The organism is Arthrobacter sp. Dra40, assembly GCF_059091905.1.
In genome coordinates this window covers 1-22,717 of the sequence record NZ_JBNHHB010000012.1, presented here as the reverse complement: position 1 = coordinate 22,717, position 22,717 = coordinate 1, and the positions used below count along the sequence as shown (strand labels likewise).

The window sequence follows — 22,717 nt, the reverse complement described above, 5'->3', positions numbered from 1 at the left end:
GCGCGGCGGGCCAAGGGCATACGTCAGGAGGTCGTTTTCAGCACGGCCTTGATGGTGCCGCCCGAGGTGGAGTCGGCGACGGCAGTGTCGATCTGGTCGAAGTTGTAGTACTTCACCAGCTTGTCGAACGGGAACCGGCCGACCTTGTACAGCGCGATCAGGCCGGGGATCAGCTGTGCGGAGGTGCTGGAACCGCCCAGCGTGCCGATGATGCGCTTGCCCCAGAGCGTGCGAAGGTGGTCTACCGAGAACCGCGCCTCTGCGGGCGCCCCGCCGATCAGGATCAGCGTGCCCAGCATGCCCACCGCCTCGGCGGCTTCCTCCAGCACCTTGATGTTTCCGGTGCACTCCAGCACGTAGTCGGCCGGGCCGCCGCAAATCCGTTGGATCTCCTCCAGCGGATTGGTCTGGCCCGAGTTGATGGTGTGCGTGGCACCGAGCTCGCGCGCCAGTTCCAGCCGCGAATCGTGCAGGTCAATGGCGATGATGGTGGCCGCCGGCGTGTTCTTCGCGGCCATGACGGCTGCCAGGCCCACCGCACCCGCGCCGTAGACCACCAGCGACTGGCCCGGCTCCGGCTTGGCCGTGTTAAAGACCGCGCCCGCGCCGGTGGTGATGCCGCAGGCCAGCGGTCCCACCAGCTCCAACGGAATGTCCTGATCCACCTTCACCAGCGACGTTGCCAGCGCCAGCGAATAGTCCGCGAAGGAGGACTGCCCGAAGAAGTGGCCGGAAATCTGGCTGCCGTCGGCCCGCGTGTACGCGGACGTCCTCGCGTCCGGCCCCTTGAACCGGCTGCCGCTGACCAGTGCCTCACCCAGCCGCAGGCAGTAGCGGTGCTCGCCGCGCAGGCAGTTCTTGCACTCGCCGCAGTACGGCCAGCCCATGATCACGTGGTCGCCCACGGCAACGTTGGTTACGCCGGCGCCGATCGCCTCCACCACGCCGGAGCCTTCATGGCCCAGCACGCCCGGCAGTGGCAGCGGCATGTCCCCGGCCTGGGTGATCAGGTCCGTGTGGCACAGCCCGACGGCGGCCACCTTCACCAGCACTTCGCCCGGCCCGGGCGCATCCAACTCCAGCTGCTCGGGCACGAACGGGGCGTTCTTCTCCTCGACTACCAGCGCATTGATTCTCATGTTCTGCTCCTAACCCTGCGAGATTTTGTTGATACATCGATCAGTAGTCCAACGGGCGACGGCGGTGCAAACCTTCCGGTGTGGCGGCGCCGTGGGTGACTCCCGGTTTCGGCGGTGTCCGCTGGGTGGGTTCCCTGTCTATCGCAGGGTTGGCGGGGTCGTCCATGGTTGGTTGAGGCGGTAGCCGACGGGGAAGAGTTGGATGCCGGTTTTGTTGGTGATGGTGCCCCAGAGGCCGCGGGGGAGCCAGATGGCTCCGGCGACGCCGATGGCGCCGAGGATGATCAGGTACCAGGAGCCGTAGCCGGCGAGCAGTTGTTGGAGTGCGTAGAAGACGATGGCTCCCAGCAGTGGTCCTTCGAGGTAGCCGATGCCGCCGATGATGACGATGAAGATCATGTAGGCGGACCATTGGACGGAGAAGATGGCGTTGGGTTGGACGCTGAGCGAGTCGATGATCAGGATGCCGCCGGCAGCGCCGCAGCCGGCGGCGGAGACCAGATAGACCAGGCGTTTGGACCAGGTCACGTCGACGCCGTTGGCGCGGGCGGCTGTTTCGTCATCGCGCACCGCGGTCAGGGCCAGTCCGGTGCGGCCGCGCATGAGCAGGTAGCAGCCCAGGATGGTCAGGGCGGCCAGGGCGAGGGCAGCCCAGTAGGTCAGTGCCCCGCGGAGCACGGGGTCGATGCCGGCCAGGCCGGGCAGGGACATGCCGGAGGGTCCGCCGAGGTTGTCGAAGCGGATGATGATGAGCCGGTAGACCTCGGCGATGACCCAGGTGCCGACGGCGAAGTAGTCGCCGCGCAGGCGGAAGGCCAGCCAGGACGTGGGGATGGCGAATACCGCGCAGGTCAGGGCCGCCAGCGGCAGCGCGACGAACGGGTTCATGCCCATGTTGGCGAAGGCGAGGACTGTGTAGGCGCCCACGCCGACGAAGGCCTGCTGGCCGATCGAGACCATGCCGCCGAAGCCGGCGAGCAGGTTCCACATGCTGGCCATGATCAGCAGCACGAAGAAGGTGACCATGGAGCTGGTGGTGCCGGCGAACGCGATGTAGGGCAGCGCGGCGAGGACGATGACGGCCAGTGCCAGGACTGCGGCGCTGGCCTTGGAGGCGCGCCCGGCGCGGGTGACCAGGGCACCGGTGAGGGGAGGAGCGCCGGCCGCGGCGGCCGGTCCCGGCGTCGTGCCGGGTTTGGTGGGGTTGTGTTTGGTGGGCGGGGTGGTGTGTGCCACGGGTCAGACCGTCCTTTGCGGGATCAGGCCCTGCGGGCGGAAGGCGAGCACGGCGAGGAAGACCAGGTGTCCGGCCAGGATGGTGAAGGAGGGGTCCAGGTGCGCGGCGAAGGCCTGGGTCAGGCCGAGGACGGCGCCGCCGGCCAAGGTGCCCCAGAGCGAGCCGAGTCCGCCGATGACCACGGCTTCAAACGCGAAGATCAGCTGGGTGGGTCCCAGCGACGGGTCGAAGGAGGACCGTGCGCCGGACATGATGCCGGCCAGTGCCACCGTGCCGAACGCGATGGCGGTGGCGATCGCGTACAGGTGCTTGGAGTTGGCGCCGACCAGCGAGGCGGTGTCGGCGTCGTCGGAGACCGCGCGCATCATTTTGCCGGTCCGGGTGCGGGAGAGGAAGAGCTGCACGCCGGCGATCACCACCACGGCCAGGACCAGGGTGAGCAGGCCCAGGTAGGAGATGGAGAGCTGGTTGTTGAGGTGGAACGCGCCGGTGTTCAGGGCGCCCATGTCGATGGTGCGCGTGTCCGCGGAGAAGCCTTGCAGCAGCGCGTTCTGGATGATGATGGAGAGCCCGAACGTGACCAGCAGGGTGGAGAGCGGGCCGGCCTTGAGGCTGCGGCTGAACAGGCTGCGGTGGATGCCGTAGCCGATCATCGCGAAGAGGGGCAGGGTGATCAGCACGACCAGCCAGAGCGGGAACATGGTGCCGCCCAGGAGCACCAGGACCAGATAGGCGGCGACCACGGCCAGGTCGCCGTGGGCCAGGTTCACCATGCGCATGACGCCGAACATGATGGACAGGCCGGCGGCGAACAGGGCGTAGAGGCCGCCGAGCATCAGCCCCTGCACCAGGGTATTGAGCAGATCCATGGGGTAGTCAGTTTCCTTCCGTGCCGCCGCCGGCATGGGCCAAGCCGAAGTAGGCCTGTTCCACCTGGGCGGGGGTCAGATCGTGCGGGCGGCCGGAGAGCACGGTGCGGCCCTCGAGCAGGCAATGCACCAGGTCGGCGGCGGCCAGGGCCTGGGAGACGTCCTGTTCGACCAGCAGCACGGCGGTGCCGCGCTCGACGATCTGTGGCAGGAGCGCGTACATCTGCTTGACCACGGACGGGGCCAGGCCGAGGGAGAGTTCGTCGATCAGCAGCACCCGGGGGTTGGCCACCAGGGCCCGGCCGATGGCGACGGCCTGCTGCTGGCCGCCGGAGAGCGAGGCGGAGTTCTGCCGGGAGCGTTCGCGCATCCAGGGGAACAGGTCCATCACCGCGTCCACGTTCCACGGGCCGGTGCCGGCACGGTAGGCGCCGGTTTCCAGGTTTTCCTGCACGGTCAGCGACTTGAACAGCCGGCGGCCTTCGGGCACCAGGCAGATGCCCTGGGCCACCCGGCGGTGGGCGGGCAGCCCGGTGATGTCCTTGCCGTTCAGCCGGATGGTTCCGGCCGTGGGTGGGTGCGATCCGGCGATGGCCCGCATCAGGGTGGACTTGCCGGCACCGTTGGCGCCGATCACCGCCACCGTGGCACCGGGTTGCACGGACAGGCTGAAGCCGCGCACGGCGTGCAGTTGGCCGTGGTGGACGTCCAGGTTCTCAACTTCCAGCAGCGTCATCGCGCCGCCTCCTCTCCAGGGTCGCCGGCCTCGCGAGCCGACGTCGGCTCGCAGCCTTCCGCTGCGCCGCCTTCCGACGCCGGCGTCTGGCCGTCGGCCGCGTTGCCGGCCGGTTCCTCGTCCAGAACCGTGACGGTCTCGGGGCCGGAACCGAAGTACAGTTCCAGCACCTGCGGATCGGCCAGCACGGTGGCGGGGTCGCCGTCGGCGATGAAGCGTCCGCCGGCCAAACAGAGCAATCGGTCCACGGATTTCACCAGGGCGTGGACCACATGTTCGATCCAGACCACTGCCACGCCGCGGGCCTTGACCCGGCCGATCAGCTCGACCAGTTCCAGCACTTCGGGCTCGGTCAACCCGCCGGCGACCTCGTCCAGCAGCAGCAGCTTGGGGTCGGTGGCCAGCCCGCGAGCTACTTCGAGCCGCTTGCGCTGTAGCAGCGACAGGGAGCCGGCGCGCTGGTTCGCCGCGGCGGCCAGGCCGCATTCGGCCAGCACCTCGGCGGCCTGCTGCTGCGCGGTACGGCCGTGCAGGCCGCCGCCCTGGGCTGCCGCCACCAAGACGTTCTCGAAAACGGTCATTCCCTCGAAGGGGCGCGGCACCTGGTAGGTGCGGCCGATGCCGGCCCGGCAGCGTTGGTGCGCCGGGCGGGAGGTGACATTCTCGCCGTCGAAGGCGACCCGGCCGGCGTCGGGCTTGAGGTCCCCGGAGACCATCGCGAACAGCGAGGATTTGCCGGCACCGTTGGGGCCGACGATGCCTACGGACTCGCCTTCCGCAACGGTGAGGTCAAGCGCTTCGGCCACTACTACCTGGCCGAAGCGCTTGTCCAGTCCGGACAATTGGAGCAAAGCGGTCACGCGTTGGTCGCCTCCAGGTCGCCGCCGACGGGGACGTCCGGGTTGGGGGTGTTGTCCACAATGGTGATGTCCCAGTCGAACTTGGTGCCCTTGCGCCACTGGCCGCCCACCGGGTGCTGTATGGCGATGCCCGGCTCGGGTCCCTTGGTGAAGTCCAGCGGGCCGGACATACCCACGGTGTTCATGTTGCGCAGCTTGTCCGCCACATCGTCGCGGTCCTTCGGATCGCTGGCTTGCTTGAAGCCTTCCACCGCCAGCTCGAACAAGGAGTAGACAGAGCCCAGCGCCTGGGTCCACTGGTTGCCGGTTTCCTCGGCGAACCCATCTCCGAGCTGCTTTGCGGTAGTGCCGTCCAAGGAGGACTTGTACGGGTGGAACGGGCTCCACCAGATGTCGGTGGCGATGTTGTTGGAGAGCTTGCCCAGTGCCTCGGCCTCCGACGGGAACAGCATCACCTTGGCCACGGTGGCCAGCTTCGGCCGGTAGTCCTGCTGCGCGGCCTGCTTCCAGAAGGTCTGGAAGTCCGGCGGAATCGGCGTGCAGGTGAAAAGCTCCGCGTCGGCGCCCTTGAACTTGGCAATCTGCGAGCTGAAGTCGCTGGCCCCGTTCTGGTAGGCGCCGCCGTCGACCATCTTGAAGCCCTGGGCCTCGGCCAGCGGGGTCAGGCCCTTGCGGAAGGCGTTGGCGTCCGTATCGTCCGGCCACAGGGCCGCAACGTTCTGGTTCGCCACGTCCATCCGCTTCCACATCGGGACGAAGCAGTCGGCGAATTCCTGCATGCCGAAGAAGAACAGGGTGGTGTACTTGAAGCCCTCGCCGGAGACGCCGCCGCGGCCGTGGAACCACGCCTCCCACGGGGCGATCGTGGTGATGTTCGGAATGCCGGACGCTTCACACTGATCGGCGACCGGGTTGGTGGTGTCCGGTGTGCCGGAGCCCACCACAATGTCCACCTGGTCCTGGGTGATCAGTTCCTTGGTCACCGCGGTGGCCCGGGTGGAACTGGACTGAGTGTCCTTGACGACGATTTCGATCTTCCGGGTGGATCCGCCGGCCTTGAAGCCATTGGCCAGCGCCTTCTGGACCTGCTGGACCACGTATTTGTCCGCGCTGGCAAAGCTGGCCAGCGGGCCGGTCTGTGGGCTGACGAAACCGATCTTCAGTACGTCGCTGGAGCCGCCGCCCGAACCTTTGAGGCCGCCACAGGCCGTGAGCGTGGAGGCGCCGCCGATGGCGGCGGCGCTCAGGCCCAGGACCTTGAGCAACTGGCGGCGGTCCATGCCGCCAACGATCGTTTTGGACATACAGGTCTCCTTTGACGCACAGAGCTTGAACGGGGGTGCCGGACACGACCCGGCGTAGCCGTCGAATGAACAAGAACCATTCTTGAATGAACACCGGCCACACCCAAGATATGGTGCAGATCACCCTAGCGTCAAATGGTCTGGATCACATTCGCGTCACGACGCTGACGGGCCATTTCAGGGGGCGGGACCCGGACGGGGACTGTCGAAAGCTCAGCCGTTGTCTGGTGGCGGAACTTCTTTCAGCGCCGTGGTCCGGGGGAAGGTGTGCACGATCCACAGGGTGCAGTCGCCGCCCTCCGCCTGCCAGCGGTGGGACTGGTCGGCAAGGTAGGTGACGTAGGTGCCGGCGTGGACCAGTACTTCCTGTCCAATAGGTCCCAGGCGGATGGAGCCGGTCCGAATGAACACATGCTCGCGCGTGCCCGGACCGTGCGAGACGGATAGTTGTATTTTTCCGTGGTGGAATGTCTTGGCATGGATTTCCACCGTTCCGGCGCCGACCAACTGGCGGCGCAACACACGGCCGACGGCGGCTTCATCGGTGATTTCCTCGCCTTCGCCGTCCAGCATGATTTCAACGGCGGGGGCCTGCGGCGGCGACAGCAGTTCGGTGACATGGATGTCGAAGGTCTGCGCGATCGCCTGCAGAGTCTCGATATTAGCGTTCGTTTGGGCCCGCTCCACCTTGAACAGGGTTCCCTTGGCCACGCCTGACTTTTCGCCCAGCTGGGACAGCGACATCCCATGGACATCGCGCAGCCGGCGGACGTTGGCAGCCAGGTGCTCCAAAAGCTCACTCATGGAAACATTCTGCACTACGCATGAAAGCTGTACATTCACACTGTGAGCCTGCTGAGGCGTGAGGATAAGGACTGGTGGGACTGGCTGTTCATCGCCGGGGTGATCCTCAAGGGACTGGACGGTGCAGTCGAAATCATCGGCGGCCTGCTGCTGCTGGTGGCAGATCCAGCCCAGATCCACAGTCTTGTCCTGCGGCTGACCCAGCCCGAGCTCGCCGAAGACCCGAAGGACTTCATTGCCACCCATTTGCTGCATGCGTCCGGCAGCTTGACCGGCAGCGCGATAGCCTACGCGGCCGTCTACCTGCTGGTGCACGGTGCGGTGAAGGTCGTGCTGGTGACGGCCGTGCTGCTGAATAAGCTCTGGGCCTATCCGTGGATGATCGGGGTCCTGCTGGCGTTTATCGGCTACCAGCTCTACGAGCTCGCGGTCTCGCCCACGCTGGGCCTGGTTGCCCTGACCGTCTTCGACGCACTGGTCGCGGTGCTGACCTTGCACGAATACCGCCGCCAGCGGGAACGCCGCTTCGCCTGAGCGCCAGCAGCGCGCTACGCCGTGGTGCCGATTTCCCGTTCCATGTCAGCGATGCTCAGCACCCGGCCGAAAAACGTCCCGACGGCGTCCAGCGTGGCGGCTTGGGCTGCCTCGGACCGGCCCCCGGTAGCGTCCGACAGGAACGCCACTTTGTAGTCGTTCATGTAGGCGCTTCGGGCAGTGGATTCGCAGCAAACTTCGGTCAGCGTGCCGACGATGATCACCGTGTCCACCTTGTTTAGCCCGCGGATGGTGGCCAACACGCTCTTGAGCGGAGTGTTGTGGAACGCGTCGTAACGGTGCTTGTCCAGCACGTAGTCGTCGCCTTCGGGCTTCAGTTCCTCGACAACTTCCACGCCGTTGGTTCCGCGGCGCATGCCCACCGTCTGCAGCCGCTGGTTGTAGGTGGTCTCCAATGGCGACACATCGAACGAGTCCAGCAGCACGTGCCTGGTGTAGATCACCGGGATGGCGGCCTGCCGGCAAGCGGCGACGGCGGTCACCATCTCGGGCAGCCGCTTGCGTGCCATCGGCACCTCCATCGGCGCGCCTTCCAGCACAAAGTCGTTCTGCATATCGATCACCAGCAGCGCGGACCTGGCCGGATCAATACTCCACATGGTGCCCCCTGGTGAGGTTCTGGCCGGCGTGCGGCAGCTGACTGGACTTGAGACCTAGGTTACATGGCCCGCACGGTGCGGCCGGCAGTGTGTGACGGGGAGGGCGACGGCAGGGGCTACGCCTGCACGTCCAACTCCCGCCGTGCGGCGGCGGCGGCTTTCCGCGTCCGGTCGGCGGTCTTGGCAGCAGACACCAGATCTTCCTCGGCCGCTTCGATCTTCCGGTCCGTGGAAGCTACCTCACGCTTCAGATCCTCGATGCGCTGTTTCAGTTCAGACAGTTCGCCGGCGAGTGCGTCGCGGCGGTTCTGCAGTTGGTCCAGCTTGTCCAAGACTTTCTGTTCTTTGGCCTCGGCGTCAGCTTTGCGCTGCTCGGCCTTCTCCACCTCGGCACGTGCCGCAAGGCGCCGCCGCTCCGCCTCCTCGGCTTCCTGTTTGGCGGCGCGGGCTGCCCGGGTCGCCCGGCGTTCGGCGAGCTCGTCCCGTGCCGGAGTCTTTGCGCTGCGGCGGGGCGGGGGAGCGGGCGCCGCGGGCGAGCCGACGGCTTCCGGCACGGCGACGATCCCGTCCAAGTCCACCGGGTCCAGCCCGGTCGAAGAGAACGACTCGGTGAGCAGGCCGCTGGCCAGCGCAGCCCCCGCTAGTGGGTCGGACATCGCGGCCCGCAGCGTCTGCTCCACTTCGGTGGCGACGGCCTGGCTGACTGGATGGCCCAGTTCGTCGGCCAACTGGCGGCCGCTCAAAGCCATGGCGGACAGAAGCCCGCGGCGCTGATCGCCCAGCGTCCGCATCTGACCGGGGTCCAGTTCCTGCTGCGCCTGGCTCATCGCCGCCCCCAGTTCGATGACCCCGTCGATCTCGTCGCGGCGGTGGCGCGCCATCATGTTGAGCAGCCACGCGGCCGCCGTCGGTTTTGGCAGGCCGCGCAACCGGGCTGCCAGAGCCTTGTCTCCGTCCTGCGCGGCTTCCTTGGCTTTCGCGTTGCGGGCAGCGGTGAACTCACCGGGCAGCAGCGCATATAGCTCCCGCGCCGCGCTCTCCAGGTCCATGCGGCCTAGCCTAATCGGACCTGCCCCCGGCGCCTTTCAGGCACGGCGCAGTTGCCTACCGGGATTTCCGAGTCTCCCTGTCGTTGGCCTTGCGCAGCGCCTCGACCAGTTCGGACTTGTCCATCTTCGACCGGCCGGGAACGTCGAGCTTTTTCGCCAGCTCGTAGAGGTGCTCCTTGGAGGCGTTTTCGTCCACTCCTCCCTTGGTCTCCCTCGAGGTGTTCTTGCCGCCCTGGGCCTGCTTGTCCGAGGGGCCGTACTTATCCTTCGGCTCCCAGTGATCGCCCACTTTTTCATGCGTGTGCTTGAGCGCGCTGTAGGCCACGCGGTGCGCGCGTTCCTCGTCGCCGTACGTTTCGGCGGCCGAGTCGTGGGCCTCGGCGAACGTTTCCTGCGCCTTCTTGCCCGAACGCTGCAGCGTGCTCGGCAGCTCGCTCTGCTTCGGCTTCCCGCTCTTGGTTGTCTTCGGCATCCGGACCACGTCCCTTCACCAAGGAGTTGTTCACGCTTCCACCTCCAACGTGGCACAGTTCCCCGGCCCGGCACAATGGAAGGGTGACCCAGCCAGCCTCCCGCACCACGGAACCTCCGCGCAGCCAGTACCGGCCGTTCGATCTGCAGGCCATCGGCGCGGGATTGGTCTTCGCCCGGTCCCTGAATGATTTAGCCGCGGCGCTGACGGCGGGTGCGGCCGTTTCCCCGCCCGGCACTTCCGCAACGGAGCCCGCCCAAGGCGGCACCGCCGTCGTGCAGGCCCCGCCGGGCACGGGCAAGACCACGCTCGTGCCGCCGCTGGTGGCCAATCTGGCCGCCGGGACGGCAGCCGACCGCCGGCCGCGCGTCGTGGTCACCCAGCCTCGCCGGGTCGCGGCGCGTTCGGCCGCGCGGCGGCTGGCCTTCCTCGACGGCAGCAAGTTGGGCGGCCGCGTCGGCTACACGGTCCGCGGCGAGCGCCAGGCCGGTGCGCAGACCCTGGTCGAGTTCGTCACGCCGGGGATCCTGCTGCGCCGGCTGCTCTCCGACCCCGGGCTGGAGGGAACGGACGCCGTGATCCTGGACGAAGTGCACGAGCGCGGGCTGGAAACCGACCTGCTGCTGGGCATGCTCGGCGAGGTGCGCCAGCTGCGCACGGACCTCACGCTGGTGGCGATGTCAGCGACTCTGGATGCTCCGAGGTTCGCCTCCCTCATCGGCGCGCACGACGGCGATGGGCCGGCCCCGGTGGTCGACTGCCCTTCCGCACTGCACCCCATGGAGGTGCGGTGGGCGCCGGCGGCCGGACCGCGGCTGGAAGAGCGAGGCGTGACGCGCGGCTTCCTGGACCATGTTTCCTCCACCGCGGCCGCCGCCCATGCCCAAGCGCTCGCCGGTGATCCCACCGTGGACGCCCTGGTCTTCGTTCCCGGAGCATGGGAAGTGCAGCAGGTGGCAGCGCTGATCCGGGACAAGATCAGAAGCGCCGGCGGCCGCCCCGGCCCCGAAGCGGCCAGGATCCGGGACACCGAGGTGCTGGAACTGCACGGCCAGGCCGATGCCACCACGCAGGACCGTGCCGTCTCCGGCAGGGAACCGGGCGGGCCGCCGCGCGTCATCGTTTCCACCTCGCTGGCCGAGTCCTCGCTCACCGTGCCCGGAGTGCGGCTGGTCGTCGACTCCGGTTTGTCGCGGGAACCGCGCCGGGATGCAGCCCGCGGCATGTCCGGGTTGGTCACGGTCTCCGCCTCGCGGGCCTCCGCCGACCAGCGTGCCGGCCGCGCGGCCCGCCAGGGGCCGGGCACCGTTGTGCGCTGCTGCGACCAAAAGACCTTCGGCGCCGCCCCGGCCCATCCCACGCCGGAGATCGCCGTCGCCGACCTCACCGCGGCCGCCCTGGTGCTGGCCTGCTGGGGTGCCCCCGGCGGCGAGGGGCTGCGGCTTCCGGACGCGCCGCCGGCCGCGGCGATGGCGGATGCGCTGCGCACCCTGCACGATCTGGGCGCCATCGACGACGACGGCCGGGCCACCGAGCTGGGCCGGACCCTGTCCCGGGTTCCGGCCGACCCGCGGCTGGGCCGGGCGCTGTTGGACGGCGCGGCGGTCGCCGGGCCGCAGATCGCCGCCGACGTGGTGGCGCTGGTGGCCGGGGACCAACGCGCACCCGGTGCCGACCTGGCCAAACTGCTGGCGTCGCTCCGCGCGGCTGGCCGGGGCGACCCGGCAGCCCGGCGCTGGCGCGAGGAGGCGCGGCGGCTGGCGGAGATCGCGCGGCAGGAGGGCACCGCCGTCGTGCCTTTCCGCAGCCCGGCAGGCCCGGCGGAAACGGCGGGACATATTGTTGCGCTGGCCTTCCCCGAACGGGTCGCCCGCCGCGTCACCGGAGGTACCGGCCAGACCTACCTGCTGGCGTCCGGTACCCGCGCCGGCTTGCCCGCGGGCAGCCCGCTGTCCGGCCATGAATGGCTGGCCGTGGCCGAAGTGTCCAGGGCGCAGGGCCGCGATGCCGCCGGGACCGGGGCGGTGATCCGTGCCGCGGCCCCGCTGGAGGCGGGCACGGCGGAAGCCGCCGCGGGAACGCTGCTGACCGACCGGGTGGAAGCGCGGTTCGACGCGGGCAGGGTGGCGGCCCGCCGCGAGCGCTGGCTGGGGGCGATTGTGTTGTCCTCGACGCCGGTCAAACCCTCGGCCGCCGAAGGCCGGGAAGCAGTGGCGCGCGCGCTGGAGTCCGGCGGTCTGGGCATCATCGGCTGGTCGGAACCGGCCGAGGCACTGCGCCGCCGGCTGGCGCTGCTGCACCGCGAGCTGGGGGAGCCGTGGCCCGATGTCGCGGAATCGGCGCTGCTGGCCCGGCTTGCCGACTGGCTCTCGCCGGAACTGGAGGCGCTGGCCGGCGGCAAGCCGGCTGCGGCGGTCAACCTGGCCGAGCCGCTGCGCCGGCTGCTGCCCTGGCCCGAAGCAGCCCGGTTCGATGACTTGGCGCCGGAGCGTCTCCAGGTGCCCAGCGGCTCGCGGGTGCGGATCGACTATCCGGCACCGGATGGCGCCGGCCGCCCGGTGGTGGCGGTGAAACTGCAGGAATGCTTCGGCTGGGCGGATACGCCCCGGCTGGTGAACGGGCGGGTTCCGGTGCTGTTCCACCTGCTCTCGCCCGCCGGCAGGCCGCTGGCCGTGACCGACGACCTGGCGTCGTTCTGGTCCGGCCCGTATGCGCAGGTGCGCGCCGAAATGCGCGGCCGGTACCCGAAGCATCCGTGGCCGGAGGACCCGTGGACCGCCCCGGCCACCGCCCGGACCAAGAACCGGATGTAGCCGGAGGAGGGGAGAGGGCCGCGGGGTTAACGCGTGAGTTGGCGGGAGATGAGCAGCCGCTGGATCTGGTTGGTGCCTTCGAAGATCTGCATCACCTTCGCCTCGCGCATGTACCGCTCGGCCGGGAAGTCCCGGGTGTAGCCGGCCCCGCCCAGCACCTGCACGGCATTGGTGGTCACGCTCATGGCGTTGTCGGTCGCCACCAGTTTGGCGATCGAGGCCTCCCGGCCGTACGGCAGGCCGGCGTCCTTCAACCGGGCGGCGGACAGGTACACGGCACGCGCGGTCTCCGTTTCCACGGCCATGTCGGCGAGCAGGAAGGCCAGCCCCTCGTGCTCGATCAGCCGCTTGCCGAACGCTTCCCGTTCGTTGGCGTAGGACGCCGCCAGGTCCAGCGCGGCCTGTGCCAGGCCGGTGGCCACCGCGGCAATCCCCAGCCGGCCGGAATCGAGCGCGGCGAAGGCGATGGCCAGGCCTTGGCCTTCCTCGCCGATCATCCGGTCGGCGGCAACATGCACGTCGTCGAAATGCATGGTGGCCGTGGTGGAGCCGGTCAGGCCCATCTTGTGTTCCGGCGGCGCGGCAGTCAGCCCGGCGGCGTCGGACGGCACCAAAAAGCAGGAGACCCCGCGCCGCGGATCGTCGGAGGTCCTGGCCATGACCGTATAGAAGTCGGCCTGGCCGGCATGCGTGGTCCAGGCCTTCGCGCCCCGGATCAGATAGCCGTCGCCGTGCCGCACGGCCCGGGTCCGCATCGCCGCCGGATCGGAGCCGGCGTGCGCTTCGGAGAGGCAGTAGGCGCCCAGGGTCTCGCCCGAGAGCATGTCCGGCAGCCAGGTCTTGCGCTGCGTATCGCTGCCGAAGTGCACCAGCGGGAAGCAGGAAAGGGCATGCACGCTGACGCCGACGGCCACACTGCTCCAGGCCGCGCCGAGTTCCTCGAGGACCTGCAGGTAGACTTCGGCCGGCTGGCTGCCTCCGCCGTACTCTTCCGGGTACGGAAGGCTGAGCAGCCCGGCTTCCCCCAGCGTCCGGAAGACCTCGCGCGGGAACCGTTCGGCTTCTTCGGCGGCGGCGGCCTGCGGCATCAATTCGCGGGCGGCGATGTCGCGCACCAGCTCGAGCAGGTCCTGCGCTTCCTCCGTTGGCAACAAGCGCTGCACAACCATCGTCACTCACCCCTCCGGCTGCCGGCCTGGGTGTTGGCCGGCTTCAGGATGTCCGCAGCGTCGGTGGGTTCGCCGCCGCGCCGCGGAGTATCCGTATGTCATTGCGTGCGTCAACTACAACACGGGGCCCCGGCAGGTACAAGCACATGCGCATCACGATGTTGGCCGCGCGTCCTAGTCGGCGGAGCGCGGTCCAGAGGTCCGGGTGCCTTGACCAGTGACCGCGGCCTCCGGCGGGCGTAGTCTGGGACCGAGCCCTTCAGCATCGGAAGGTGATGTGCCATGGCCCGGACCTGGAAACGGTGGCTGCCCGCCGCCGTCGTGCCTGCCGTGATTGCCGGCGGCGTGCTCGCCGGTTCGCTGCAGGCCAACGCCGCAACCGATTTGCCGGACAAAACACCGCAGCAGTTGCTGGAAATGGCGGCCGGAAGCGACGTCCGCGCACTGTCCGGTACCGTGGAACAGGATTCCGCGCTGGGGCTCCCCGAACTGCCCCAAGACAAGCCCTCGGGCGAGGGTGGCCAAGTGGCCGACGCGCTCGCGCTGCTCACCGGCTCCCACACCGCGCGCATCTACCGGGATGGGCCGGACCGGGCCCGGCTGCAGGTTTTCGACCGCTTTGCCGAGCGCGATCTGATCCGCAACGGCACCCAGGCTTGGTTCTACGACTCCAAGAAGAACGAGGCCGTCCACCTGACCCTGCCCACCGGCACAGGGGACAAATCCGACGGCGGCGCCTCACCGCAAGCCGAGGCCTACACGCCAGAGCAGCTCGCCAACCACCTGCTGCAGAGCATCACCCCGGAATCCAAGGTGTCCGTCGGCGACGACACCTCGGTCGCCGGCCGCGGCGCGTACCAGTTGGTGGTGGAGCCCAACAGCACCGAAACGCTGGTGGGTTCCATGGTGGTGGCCATCGATGCCGAGACCGGCCTGCCGCTGAACGTGCAAGTCCAGGCGCGCGGACAGCAGGAGCCGGCGTTCCAGCTGGGCTACGCCAAACTGAGCCTGGGAGCGCCGGATGCCGGGCTGTTCGACTTCACTCCGCCGGCCGGCGCCACCGTGACTGAGCACGCGGTGCCGCAGCACAGCCCGGACGCGAAGATGCCGCAGCACAAAGGCAACAACGACGGCGGTGCAGGCGTTGGGGATCAGGTCACCAAGCATGGTTCCGGCTGGGAGACGGTGACGGAAGTCCCCGCGGCGGCCCTGCCAAAGGGCTGGGCTGATTCTCCGCTGCTGGCACAGGCCACCGAAGCCGTGGCCGGCGGCCGGTTGATCTCCTCGTCACTGGTCAACGTCTATTTGACCGACGACGGCCGCGTTTTCGCCGGCTCCGTCCCGCTGGAGCAGTTGCAGGCAGCCGCGGAGGGCCGGTGAACGGCAGCGGCACCTCCGCCGCGCTGGCCATCGAAACCTCCGGACTGACCAAACGCTTCGGCCGGCAGACCGCCGTCGACTCCCTTGACCTGGCCGTTCCGCACGGCTCGGTCTTCGGCTTCCTGGGCCCGAACGGCTCCGGGAAAACCACCACCATCCGCTTGATGCTCGGGCTGGCCGGTGCCACCAGCGGGAGCGTCCGGATCTTCGGGCAGGACATGCCTGCGTCGTTGCGGAGCGTGCTTCCGCAGGTCGGCGCACTGATCGAAGGCCCGGCGTTCTACCCCTTCCTCTCCGGCGCCGCGAACCTGCACCGGCTGGACACCGCTGACCGGTACGCCCCGGCAGCAACGCGCCGCCGCCGGATCGGCGAGGCGCTCGAGCGGGTCGGGCTGACGCACGCGGCCAACAAGAAGGTACGGGCGTATTCGCTGGGCATGAAACAGCGGCTGGGCATCGCCAACGCGTTGCTGATGCCGCGCCAACTGCTGGTGCTGGACGAGCCCACCAACGGGCTGGATCCGCAGGGCACCCGCGAGGTCCGCAGCCTGGTGCGCTCGCTGGCCGGCGAAGGAACCACGGTGTTCGTCTCCAGCCACCTGCTCTCGGAGGTGGAACAGATCTGCAGCCACGCCGCCGTGATGCGCGCGGGCAAGCTGGTGGCGCAGGGGACCCTGGACGAACTGCGCCGCGTGGGCCTGACCCACCTGAGCATTCAGACCCCCGACGCCGAGGCCGCCCGCGGCGTGCTGCGCCGGCTCGGCCTGGACCCCGAAGCGGCTGAAGCGGCACTCGACGGGCACGTCTCCACCCCGATGAACCGTCCCGAGCTGCTGCCCGAGGACATCGCCGCCGCGCTGGTGGCGGACGGAGTGAGGATCCGCGGGTTCGTGGTGGAGGCGGGCAGCCTGGAGGACCGGTACGTGGAACTGACGGGGGAGGGGTTCTACGTTGTCCAGTAACGCACAGCCCGTTCCCGCGGCGGCCGCCAACGAGCAGGCGGGTCCCCGCATCACCGAGCTCCACGGTGGTTCGGAGGGAAGCCCCGGCCCATCAACGACCGCCCTTGCCGGCAAGCGATCGGCCGGATGGGCGCTCTTCGGCTCCGAACTCAGCGTGCTGTTCCGGCGGCTTCGGACCTGGGCCATGCTGCTGGCCCTGGCCGCCGTCCCGGTGCTCATTGCCGTGGTCGTCCGGCTCGCTGCCGACGAAGGAGGGCCTGGCGGCGGCCCGCCGTTCCTGAACCAGATCACGCAGAACGGCTTGTTCGTCGCGCTGACCGGCCTGGTGGTTTCCATCCCGTTGTTCCTGCCGCTGACCGTCAGCGTGGTGGCCGGCGACACCATCGCCGGCGAGGCCGGCCACGGCACGCTGCGCTACCTGCTCACCGCCCCCGCCGGCCGGCTCCGGCTGCTGGCGGTCAAGTACGGTGCGGCCGTCGTCTTCTGCATCGCGGCTGCGCTCGCCATCGTGGTGGCCGGCGCGCTCATCGGCACCGTCCTCTTCGGCACCGGGCCGGTGACCCTGCTGTCCGGCGACACCGTCGGCGTCGGCGAATCCCTGGTCCGGCTGCTGCTCGTTGCCGCCTACGTCGCCTTGTCGCTGGCCGGCCTGGCCGCCATCGGCCTCTTCATCTCCACCCTCACCGAAGTCCCCGTCGGGGCGATGGCGACGACGGCGGTGCTCGCCGTCGTCACCCAGATCGTCGGCGCCCTGCCGCAGCTCGACTGGCTGCATCCCTGGCTTTTCACCCACCACTGGCTCGACTTCGCCGACCTGCTCCGCCAGCCCATCTCCTGGGATGCCTTCGGCGCCAACGCCCTCCTGCAGGGCGGCTACATCGCAGTCTTCTGCGCCCTCGCCTACGGCCGCTTCAGCACCAAGGACGTGCTGTCCTGATCAGGCATGGGCTCCTGCCTTGCCGGCCCGCTTGCGCGCTCCGGCCGCGCTTGTAGGATGACGGAGAACTCACCCTTATACGGATGGCCCGGGATGGACTGACATGGCCACTTTTCTGGAACTGCACCACACTGGCACGCCGCTGCTGCTGCCGAACGCGTGGGACGTGGGCTCGGCCCTGGCCTTTGCGTCGGCAGGGTTCCCCGCCGTCGGCACCACCAGTTTTGGCGTCGCGGCCAGCGCCGGACTGCCCGACGGCGGCGGGTCCAGCAAGACGGCGACGGCGGTCCTCGTGGCGCAGCTGGTTCGGTTGCCGGTCCACGTCACCGCGGACGTCGAAGACGGCTACTCGGACGACCCGGACGAGGTTGCCGGCTTTGTGGCGGAACTGGCGGCCCACGGCGTGGCCGGGATCAACATCGAGGACAGCAAGGCTGGGCACCTGGTGGAGCCGTCAGTCCTGGCCGCCAAGGTCGCAGCCATTAAACAACGCACCCCGGATGTGTTCGTCAACGCGCGGGCAGACAACTTCTGGTTTGCCGAGCAAGCAACCGTGGATGCCGTCCTGCTCCGGGCTCATGCCTACGCTGACGCTGGGGCCGACGGAATCTTCGTCCCTGGACTTGCAGACCCTGAGGACATCCGGAGCATCACCGCAGGGATCAGCTTGCCGGTCAACGTGCTGGCGCATCCCTCGCTGACTGTTGCCGAGCTGGGGAAACTGGGAATCCGGCGGGTGAGTTCGGGGTCCCTGCCATACCGCGCAGCCGTGGACGCGGCCGTCAACATAGCCACTGTCCTCCGCGACGGCGGGCAGGTGCCGTCCGCCACCTCCTACTGGGAGATGCAGTCGCGCCTCGAGGCTTTCAGCCAACACCCGACGGCCTGACCACCCGGCGGGGACAGAAGCGCCGCCCTCCGGTGGGAGGACGGCGCTTCTGCGCGACTGGCAGGGCCGGTCAGTTTGCCTGCTGCAGCGACTTACTTGTTGTGGCCTGGGGCCAGATGGGAGCGGCCGCGGTCATGCATGGTGTCCTTATTGTGGCCCGGGGCGTCGGTCGACTTGCCGCGCTTCTTCCCCACCTCGGCCGGCATTTCGTAGGCGACCCACAGGATCGGGGCCTCGGCACCGGAACCGCCCTCGTAGGCCTCGGCGGTCCGATTGCCGGTGCCGGACAGCGCCAGCGTGAGCGCATTGCCCTCTTCCCAGCCTTCGCCGTCGACGATCGACTGGATCAGTGCGGACAGGTCAGGGGTGCGCTGGTCGAGGCCGGCTTCCTGCGCCAGGGTCCAGAGCGGGATGTCCTTCCATTCCACGGTGGTGTCCAGGAAGCTCCGCGAGGAGAGGTTGTTGTCCTCCTCCGTGAACGGCAGGGAGTCTGCTGAATTCTCGACGGCGATCGCCACGTTGAACGGGTCAGCGGACTTCTTGGGCTCATCGGTGGTGAACTGCAGGTGTGCCGAGGTGATCTTGGCACCGGCCGGAATGGCCAACCGGTCGTAGCGCAGGCCGATGACCTGCTGTTCGGTGTCGGCCTCGCCCGGGCTCTCTTCGGTGACTTCAAGGTCAGAGGAGTCCAGGTACAGCTCGCCCGTCGCGACGTACTGCTCGACGTCGTCGTTGCCGGTCAGGATGCGCGCCTGCGCGGTCACCTCGCCGGTTGCTTCGTCGACCACCGGTGCGATCGGCTCGTCGAAGACAGGCTCGGGTTCGAACACGGTCTCCGCCGGGTAGTCCGGAACGGGGTTCGGCGTGGCGCCCTCGGGTGCATCGGAGAGCGTGACGTCGTCCAGGACCTTGCCGTCCGCTACCTGGTAGGTGACGGCGCGCAGGGACTCGTCCGTTACCTCCACGTGCGTGTAGCTGGGGGTGCGCTCCTGGCTCGTGATGGCGTTGAACGGGTAGTCCATGCCGGTGACCTGGTAGTACTTGGAGCCGGTGGAGGAGTTGTGGCTCATGTAGAGCACCTCGCCCGGGAACTTCTCCAGCTTGCTCGGCGCGGACAGGTCGCCGACCGCGTGGCCGCTGTGCAGCAGGTGCGAGCGGGTGTAGACGTGGTCGTGGCCGGAGAGGACCAGATCGATGTCCAGCTTCGACATCTCCAGCGGCATGTCCGCGCGGCGCGCCTCGACGTCGCTGTCGGTGGAATGCGAAGCAGTCGAGTAGAGGGCATGGTGCCAGGTGGCGACCTTCCACCTGGCGTCCTGGCCGTGCTCGGCTATGACCTGTTTCATCCAGTCGAAGTGCTGCTGGTTGTCCCGGACATTCGAGTTCAGGGACAGGAACAGCACATCGTTGTAGACGTACCAGTAGTTGCCCAGGCCCGGGTGCTGGGCACCGGCTACCGCGTCGGAGTTAGGCATGAAGAAGTACTCACCGTAGCTGGGGCCGACGTCGTGGTTGCCGACGTTCGTGGCCAGGGCGTTTTCGCGCAGCTGGTCGGGCGCCAGGAAATCGGCGTACTCGGCCTCGTCGTCGTCGGTGTTCACTTGGTCGCCGACGGACAGCAGGAAGTCCGCCCCGGGGAATTTCGAGGTCGACGTCGTCAGCGTATTCTGCCAGGCGCCGCCGTCCGTGGGCAGGCCGCCGCCGGAACCGATCTGCGGGTCGCCGAACACGAGGAAATCGAAGTCGCCATCGGTCTGCGTGGAGAATTCGTAACTTTCGGACCAGCCGTCGGTGTCCGAACCAACTTGGTAGGTGTAGGTGGTTGCGGGGGCCAGATCGGTGAATGTGGCTTGGTGGTACGTCTGCCCTTCGGCCTGGGCTGCACCGGACTTGGTCGGCGTGACCGTGCGGGTGGTGCTGGTTTCGTTGCCCTTGACCGCGATGCGGGCGGCCTGCGGGTTGGAGGAACTGGAGTACCAGACGAGATTGCGTTCGGACTCGTTGGCTCCGATGTTCAGGACGGTGGCAGTGGAATCGGCGGTCCCGTCGATCGGCGATGCCGTGGCAGAAGCCATCGGACCCACAACGACCGCCAGCCCCAGTGATGCCGCGGCGCAGCGCGTGAGCACCTTACGGTTCTTCATCAAGTCTCCTGTTGAGTTTGCGAGCGGGACACTTTGCTGGGCCCCACCGTTGGACTCTAGGAGCACGGGGAGTGGCTTTGATGGAATGGGACTGAACCCCGGGTGAACCGCGGCTGACGGATAGGAATGCAACGATTACGCATTGATGATGCGCAGCAACAGCGCACCACTGCACAACGAAACAGACGGCGGCGGGCCCGCCCGGCCTCGCATCACGGCAGAAAATGCGCGGTCCTTGGCGCTCACCACTGGCTTAGCTTCACCGGTGGCGTGCGGAACCTATCCGTTGACTGGAGTCCCGCCTGTTCGGCCGGGTTCCGTCCCGTTTACGCCAGGCGGTGACGGCCGGTTCCGCGGCTCCACGGAATCCAGCTGCGGCTCCGGCGCGGCTGTTCGAGATGGCCTGCTTGCTCCATCGGATCCGCTGCATCGTCTGGCAGCCGTCGGTCCTCGCCCGCCACAACATGTGCGGTTCCCGGCCCGGGTATTTGGGCGGCGGCCAGGTTCGGCATGCCGATGTCCCTGCCCATCCCGTGCAGGGGCTTTGGACCCATCCGCTCCATCGTTTCGGATGAATTGTCGTCGCGCCGTTCCTGCTTTTCCCGCATGATTGCCCCCATGGCTGTTCGGTAAATCCCCTGCGGCCTAGAGTAAACCGGTTTTCTCGAAAATGGTCGAAAAAAGCCCAACAAATTTTGCCCGACGTTCCGTTGACGGATCGTTACATCGGCGAGGCCGAGCCAGTCTGCTCAGAAGACCCCTTGGTTTAAGAACCGGAAACCCGCTGCATGGTGGGCGGCGTCCGACCTAAGCCGGACGCCGCCGTCGTCATGGGCGCCGTCTAGGAGTCAGCCGAGCTGCTCCGCGAGGATGTCCAGCGCCTCGCTCCAACCGTCGAAGACATTGTTATCTCCGGCGAAGCCAGCAATGCCGCGGAGGTGGAAGGTCATCTCGGTGCGGCCGCCTTCAAGCTCGGCCAGCTGCACAGTGATGACGGGCGAATTTTCAACCCGGTCACCGGGCGAAGCCCAGGTGAAAACGAGTCGTTCCGGTTCCACCACTTCAAGGTACTGCCCGGCCGTGGGATATTCGCTGCCGTCGGGAGCGATCATCTTGTATTCGTAGGTCCCGCCGACGTGCGCGTCGATTCGGACGAACTCGCGCGGGCTGGCGACTTCGCGGGGGTGCCACCAACGGGCGGCTTCGTCCGGGTCGGTCCAAGCGCGCCAGATGCTCTCGCGGGGTGCGTCGAAAATCCGGGTGATGGTGAACTGCTTGTCTTGTGTAGCGGTTTGCTCAGTCATTTTTGGCCTTCTCCTTGAGTTCGCGGAGCCGCTCGTCCAACAAATCAAAGCGCTCGTTCCAGAGACCTCGGTGGTGGTCGATCCAGGCCGAAACGTCGTCCAAAGGTTCGGTGCGGAGGGTGCAATTACGCCACTGCGCGGTGGCGGTCCGTTCGATCAGGCCGGCCTTTTCCAGCACCCGTAGATGCTGTGAAACAGCGGGCCGGCTGATCTGGAACGGTTCCGCGAGTTCGCCGGCAGTGGCCGAACCTTGCCGCAATCGGGACAGGATGGCCCTGCGCGTGGGATCCGCCAGCGCGGCAAAGACCAGGCTTAGCTGATCCTGACCCCCTGCCATGTAAGCAACTCCTTATGTAAGTTATTCCTTAAATATACTCACGTCTGCCGGGTCGTCAAGAGCTCAAGCTGCTCGGACGGGAGTTCTAGAATCTGGACGAACTGCCCGATCCGCTGAAGCTCCCGCCGCTGTTGCCATAACCAGTGGTGCTGCCGCTGCTGCGTGAAGAATCGACGCTGCTTTGCGCCGAACTGTAGCCGGCGTTGAAGGCATACGCGGAGTAGAACATGTACGGCGGGTACACGGTGTCGAGGATGGTGGGGGAGGACCGACGGTCGCCGCTGCGGAGTTCGTCGTCCATCTCCTCGCGCATCTTGTCCTTCTCGGACGACGTCTTGGCATAGGCGTCAATCACCGTGTCCGCGTGGGCCTTGAGCAAGCCGGTGAATTCGCTCCGGCTGCCCTGTACCAAACGCAGGGCGGCGTCCGGAGTAATCCTCCCGTCGGCGAGGCGAGCGGCCCAGTCTTCCAGATCCTCCAGCGTGCGGTCGCGGAAGGAGCGCAGGGCAGCAGCCGTTGCCGAGGACCGGGCGGTCTTTGGCCCCTCCTCGATCAGCGAATCGACGCCGTCCAGATCCTCGCGCAAGGGCGCCAGCTGCCGGTCCCAGGCACGCTCCCACCCGGAGGCCACGTTCAGGAACGTGTTGGTGTCGGCGATGACGTCGTCCAGATCGTCCAGCTCGGTCGCAATGCGTGCGTACTCCGCGGCAATCTTGACGTTCTTGCGTGACTTCAGCTCCTGGTCGGTCAGGGCGTGAACCCTGTCGTTGAGCGTACTGGCCTCGGTATAGGCGGTCATGAAGCCGCGGTATATTTCCAGCACCCGCGAACCGTATTCCGACGCCGGGGGAATGGTGTTCGCGTTGACCTCCGTGGCGTCGAGGTCCATGGAGACGCTGGAGAAGCTGCGGTCCCCGCGTTCTATCTCGCGACGGGCTCTGAGCAGATTCTGCCGACGCACACCAAAACGGACTCCAAAGAACCCGACGACGGCGATGCCCGCCGCCCAGACGCTGCCAATGAAAACCCCGGAACGGTACCACGGGCGGTTGATCAACTCCGCGCCGCGCTGGATGCCGGCGATTGTTCCGTCCGTCCACTGGGCATCGCGGAACAGTTCCTTGGTAGCCTCCTGGATGTCCTCGCGCTGTTCAAGCG

General features: G+C 67.8%; 22 protein-coding genes. 6 read left to right on the top strand and 16 right to left on the bottom strand.

The features are described from left to right. Positions 1-23: 23 nt before the first annotated feature. The 7 genes from AC5RWT_RS08345 to AC5RWT_RS08315 form a co-directional block, all read right to left on the bottom strand. The gene (locus AC5RWT_RS08345) at positions 24-1,139 is read right to left on the bottom strand and encodes an NAD(P)-dependent alcohol dehydrogenase (protein WP_494079875.1); all 1,116 of its coding nucleotides are present in this window, start codon (positions 1,137-1,139) and stop codon (positions 24-26) included. Between the two features lie 138 nt (positions 1,140-1,277). Beyond that, complete coding sequence (locus tag AC5RWT_RS08340; RefSeq protein ID WP_494079874.1) at positions 1,278-2,375, bottom strand: branched-chain amino acid ABC transporter permease; 1,098 nt, start codon at positions 2,373-2,375, stop codon at positions 1,278-1,280. Positions 2,376-2,378: 3 nt separating this feature from the next. Then, positions 2,379-3,245 carry a branched-chain amino acid ABC transporter permease gene (locus AC5RWT_RS08335; protein WP_494079873.1) on the bottom strand — a complete coding sequence of 289 codons (867 nt, stop codon included), beginning with the start codon at positions 3,243-3,245 and terminating at the stop codon, positions 2,379-2,381. 7 nt (positions 3,246-3,252) lie between these two features. Then, positions 3,253-3,981 (bottom strand): ABC transporter ATP-binding protein, encoded by a 729-nt coding sequence (locus AC5RWT_RS08330; RefSeq protein WP_494079872.1) that lies wholly within the window; start codon positions 3,979-3,981, stop codon positions 3,253-3,255. Beyond that, positions 3,978-4,841, bottom strand: a complete 864-nt coding sequence (locus tag AC5RWT_RS08325) for an ABC transporter ATP-binding protein (protein WP_494079871.1) — start codon at positions 4,839-4,841, stop codon at positions 3,978-3,980. Before AC5RWT_RS08325 ends, AC5RWT_RS08330 begins: the two co-directional genes overlap by 4 nt. Beyond that, positions 4,838-6,145, bottom strand: coding sequence for an ABC transporter substrate-binding protein (locus AC5RWT_RS08320; RefSeq protein WP_494079870.1), 1,308 nt, complete (start codon positions 6,143-6,145; stop codon positions 4,838-4,840). Before AC5RWT_RS08320 ends, AC5RWT_RS08325 begins: the two co-directional genes overlap by 4 nt. A 213-nt stretch (positions 6,146-6,358) precedes the next feature. Then, positions 6,359-6,949, bottom strand: a complete 591-nt coding sequence (locus AC5RWT_RS08315; RefSeq protein WP_494042925.1) for a helix-turn-helix domain-containing protein — start codon at positions 6,947-6,949, stop codon at positions 6,359-6,361. A 42-nt stretch (positions 6,950-6,991) separates the two neighbouring features. Here AC5RWT_RS08315 and AC5RWT_RS08310 point away from each other — a divergent pair, with 42 nt between their 5' ends. After that, positions 6,992-7,483 (top strand): DUF2127 domain-containing protein, encoded by a 492-nt coding sequence (locus tag AC5RWT_RS08310; protein WP_494079869.1) that lies wholly within the window; start codon positions 6,992-6,994, stop codon positions 7,481-7,483. A gap of 14 nt (positions 7,484-7,497) precedes the next feature. Here the strand turns inward: AC5RWT_RS08310 and AC5RWT_RS08305 are convergent, their stop codons facing one another. From AC5RWT_RS08305 to AC5RWT_RS08295, 3 genes are all read right to left on the bottom strand, one after another. Next, a complete protein-coding gene (locus AC5RWT_RS08305; RefSeq protein WP_494079868.1) occupies positions 7,498-8,103 on the bottom strand; it encodes an isochorismatase family protein in 606 nt (201 codons plus the stop codon). 116 nt (positions 8,104-8,219) lie between these two features. Continuing rightward, complete coding sequence (locus tag AC5RWT_RS08300) at positions 8,220-9,152, bottom strand: hypothetical protein (RefSeq protein ID WP_494079867.1); 933 nt, start codon at positions 9,150-9,152, stop codon at positions 8,220-8,222. 55 nt (positions 9,153-9,207) lie between these two features. Further along, the gene (locus tag AC5RWT_RS08295) at positions 9,208-9,624 is read right to left on the bottom strand and encodes a ChaB family protein (RefSeq protein ID WP_494079866.1); all 417 of its coding nucleotides are present in this window, start codon (positions 9,622-9,624) and stop codon (positions 9,208-9,210) included. An 83-nt stretch (positions 9,625-9,707) separates the two neighbouring features. Here AC5RWT_RS08295 and hrpB point away from each other — a divergent pair, with 83 nt between their 5' ends. Further along, positions 9,708-12,437 (top strand): ATP-dependent helicase HrpB, encoded by a 2,730-nt coding sequence (gene hrpB, locus AC5RWT_RS08290; RefSeq protein ID WP_494079865.1) that lies wholly within the window; start codon positions 9,708-9,710, stop codon positions 12,435-12,437. Positions 12,438-12,463: 26 nt separating this feature from the next. On the opposite strand, the gene AC5RWT_RS08285 is transcribed toward hrpB, so the two are convergent. Further along, a complete protein-coding gene (locus AC5RWT_RS08285; RefSeq protein WP_494043484.1) occupies positions 12,464-13,606 on the bottom strand; it encodes an acyl-CoA dehydrogenase family protein in 1,143 nt (380 codons plus the stop codon). 282 nt (positions 13,607-13,888) lie between these two features. On the opposite strand from AC5RWT_RS08285, the gene AC5RWT_RS08280 reads away from it, so the two are divergent. From AC5RWT_RS08280 to AC5RWT_RS08265, 4 genes are all read left to right on the top strand, one after another. After that, positions 13,889-14,986: a LolA family protein gene (locus tag AC5RWT_RS08280; RefSeq protein WP_494079864.1), complete on the top strand. Its 1,098-nt coding sequence runs from the start codon at positions 13,889-13,891 to the stop codon at positions 14,984-14,986. Continuing rightward, a complete protein-coding gene (locus tag AC5RWT_RS08275; RefSeq protein WP_494079863.1) occupies positions 14,983-15,948 on the top strand; it encodes an ABC transporter ATP-binding protein in 966 nt (321 codons plus the stop codon). Before AC5RWT_RS08280 ends, AC5RWT_RS08275 begins: the two co-directional genes overlap by 4 nt. Beyond that, positions 15,938-16,885, top strand: a complete 948-nt coding sequence (locus tag AC5RWT_RS08270) for an ABC transporter permease (protein ID WP_494079862.1) — start codon at positions 15,938-15,940, stop codon at positions 16,883-16,885. The genes AC5RWT_RS08275 and AC5RWT_RS08270 overlap by 11 nt, the downstream gene beginning before the upstream one ends. A gap of 103 nt (positions 16,886-16,988) precedes the next feature. Continuing rightward, the gene (locus AC5RWT_RS08265; protein WP_494079861.1) at positions 16,989-17,774 is read left to right on the top strand and encodes an isocitrate lyase/PEP mutase family protein; all 786 of its coding nucleotides are present in this window, start codon (positions 16,989-16,991) and stop codon (positions 17,772-17,774) included. A 92-nt stretch (positions 17,775-17,866) separates the two neighbouring features. Here the strand turns inward: AC5RWT_RS08265 and AC5RWT_RS08260 are convergent, their stop codons facing one another. The 5 genes from AC5RWT_RS08260 to AC5RWT_RS08240 form a co-directional block, all read right to left on the bottom strand. Next, positions 17,867-19,918 carry a purple acid phosphatase family protein gene (locus tag AC5RWT_RS08260; protein ID WP_494079860.1) on the bottom strand — a complete coding sequence of 684 codons (2,052 nt, stop codon included), beginning with the start codon at positions 19,916-19,918 and terminating at the stop codon, positions 17,867-17,869. 326 nt (positions 19,919-20,244) lie between these two features. Next, positions 20,245-20,538: a hypothetical protein gene (locus AC5RWT_RS08255; RefSeq protein ID WP_494079859.1), complete on the bottom strand. Its 294-nt coding sequence runs from the start codon at positions 20,536-20,538 to the stop codon at positions 20,245-20,247. A 228-nt stretch (positions 20,539-20,766) separates the two neighbouring features. After that, positions 20,767-21,222, bottom strand: a complete 456-nt coding sequence (locus AC5RWT_RS08250; protein WP_494079858.1) for an SRPBCC family protein — start codon at positions 21,220-21,222, stop codon at positions 20,767-20,769. Continuing rightward, the gene (locus tag AC5RWT_RS08245; RefSeq protein ID WP_494079857.1) at positions 21,215-21,559 is read right to left on the bottom strand and encodes an ArsR/SmtB family transcription factor; all 345 of its coding nucleotides are present in this window, start codon (positions 21,557-21,559) and stop codon (positions 21,215-21,217) included. Before AC5RWT_RS08245 ends, AC5RWT_RS08250 begins: the two co-directional genes overlap by 8 nt. 85 nt (positions 21,560-21,644) lie before the next feature. Next, positions 21,645-22,717, bottom strand: a 1,073-nt coding sequence (locus tag AC5RWT_RS08240; RefSeq protein ID WP_494079856.1) for a DUF5129 domain-containing protein, incomplete at its 5' end; no start/stop codon positions are given.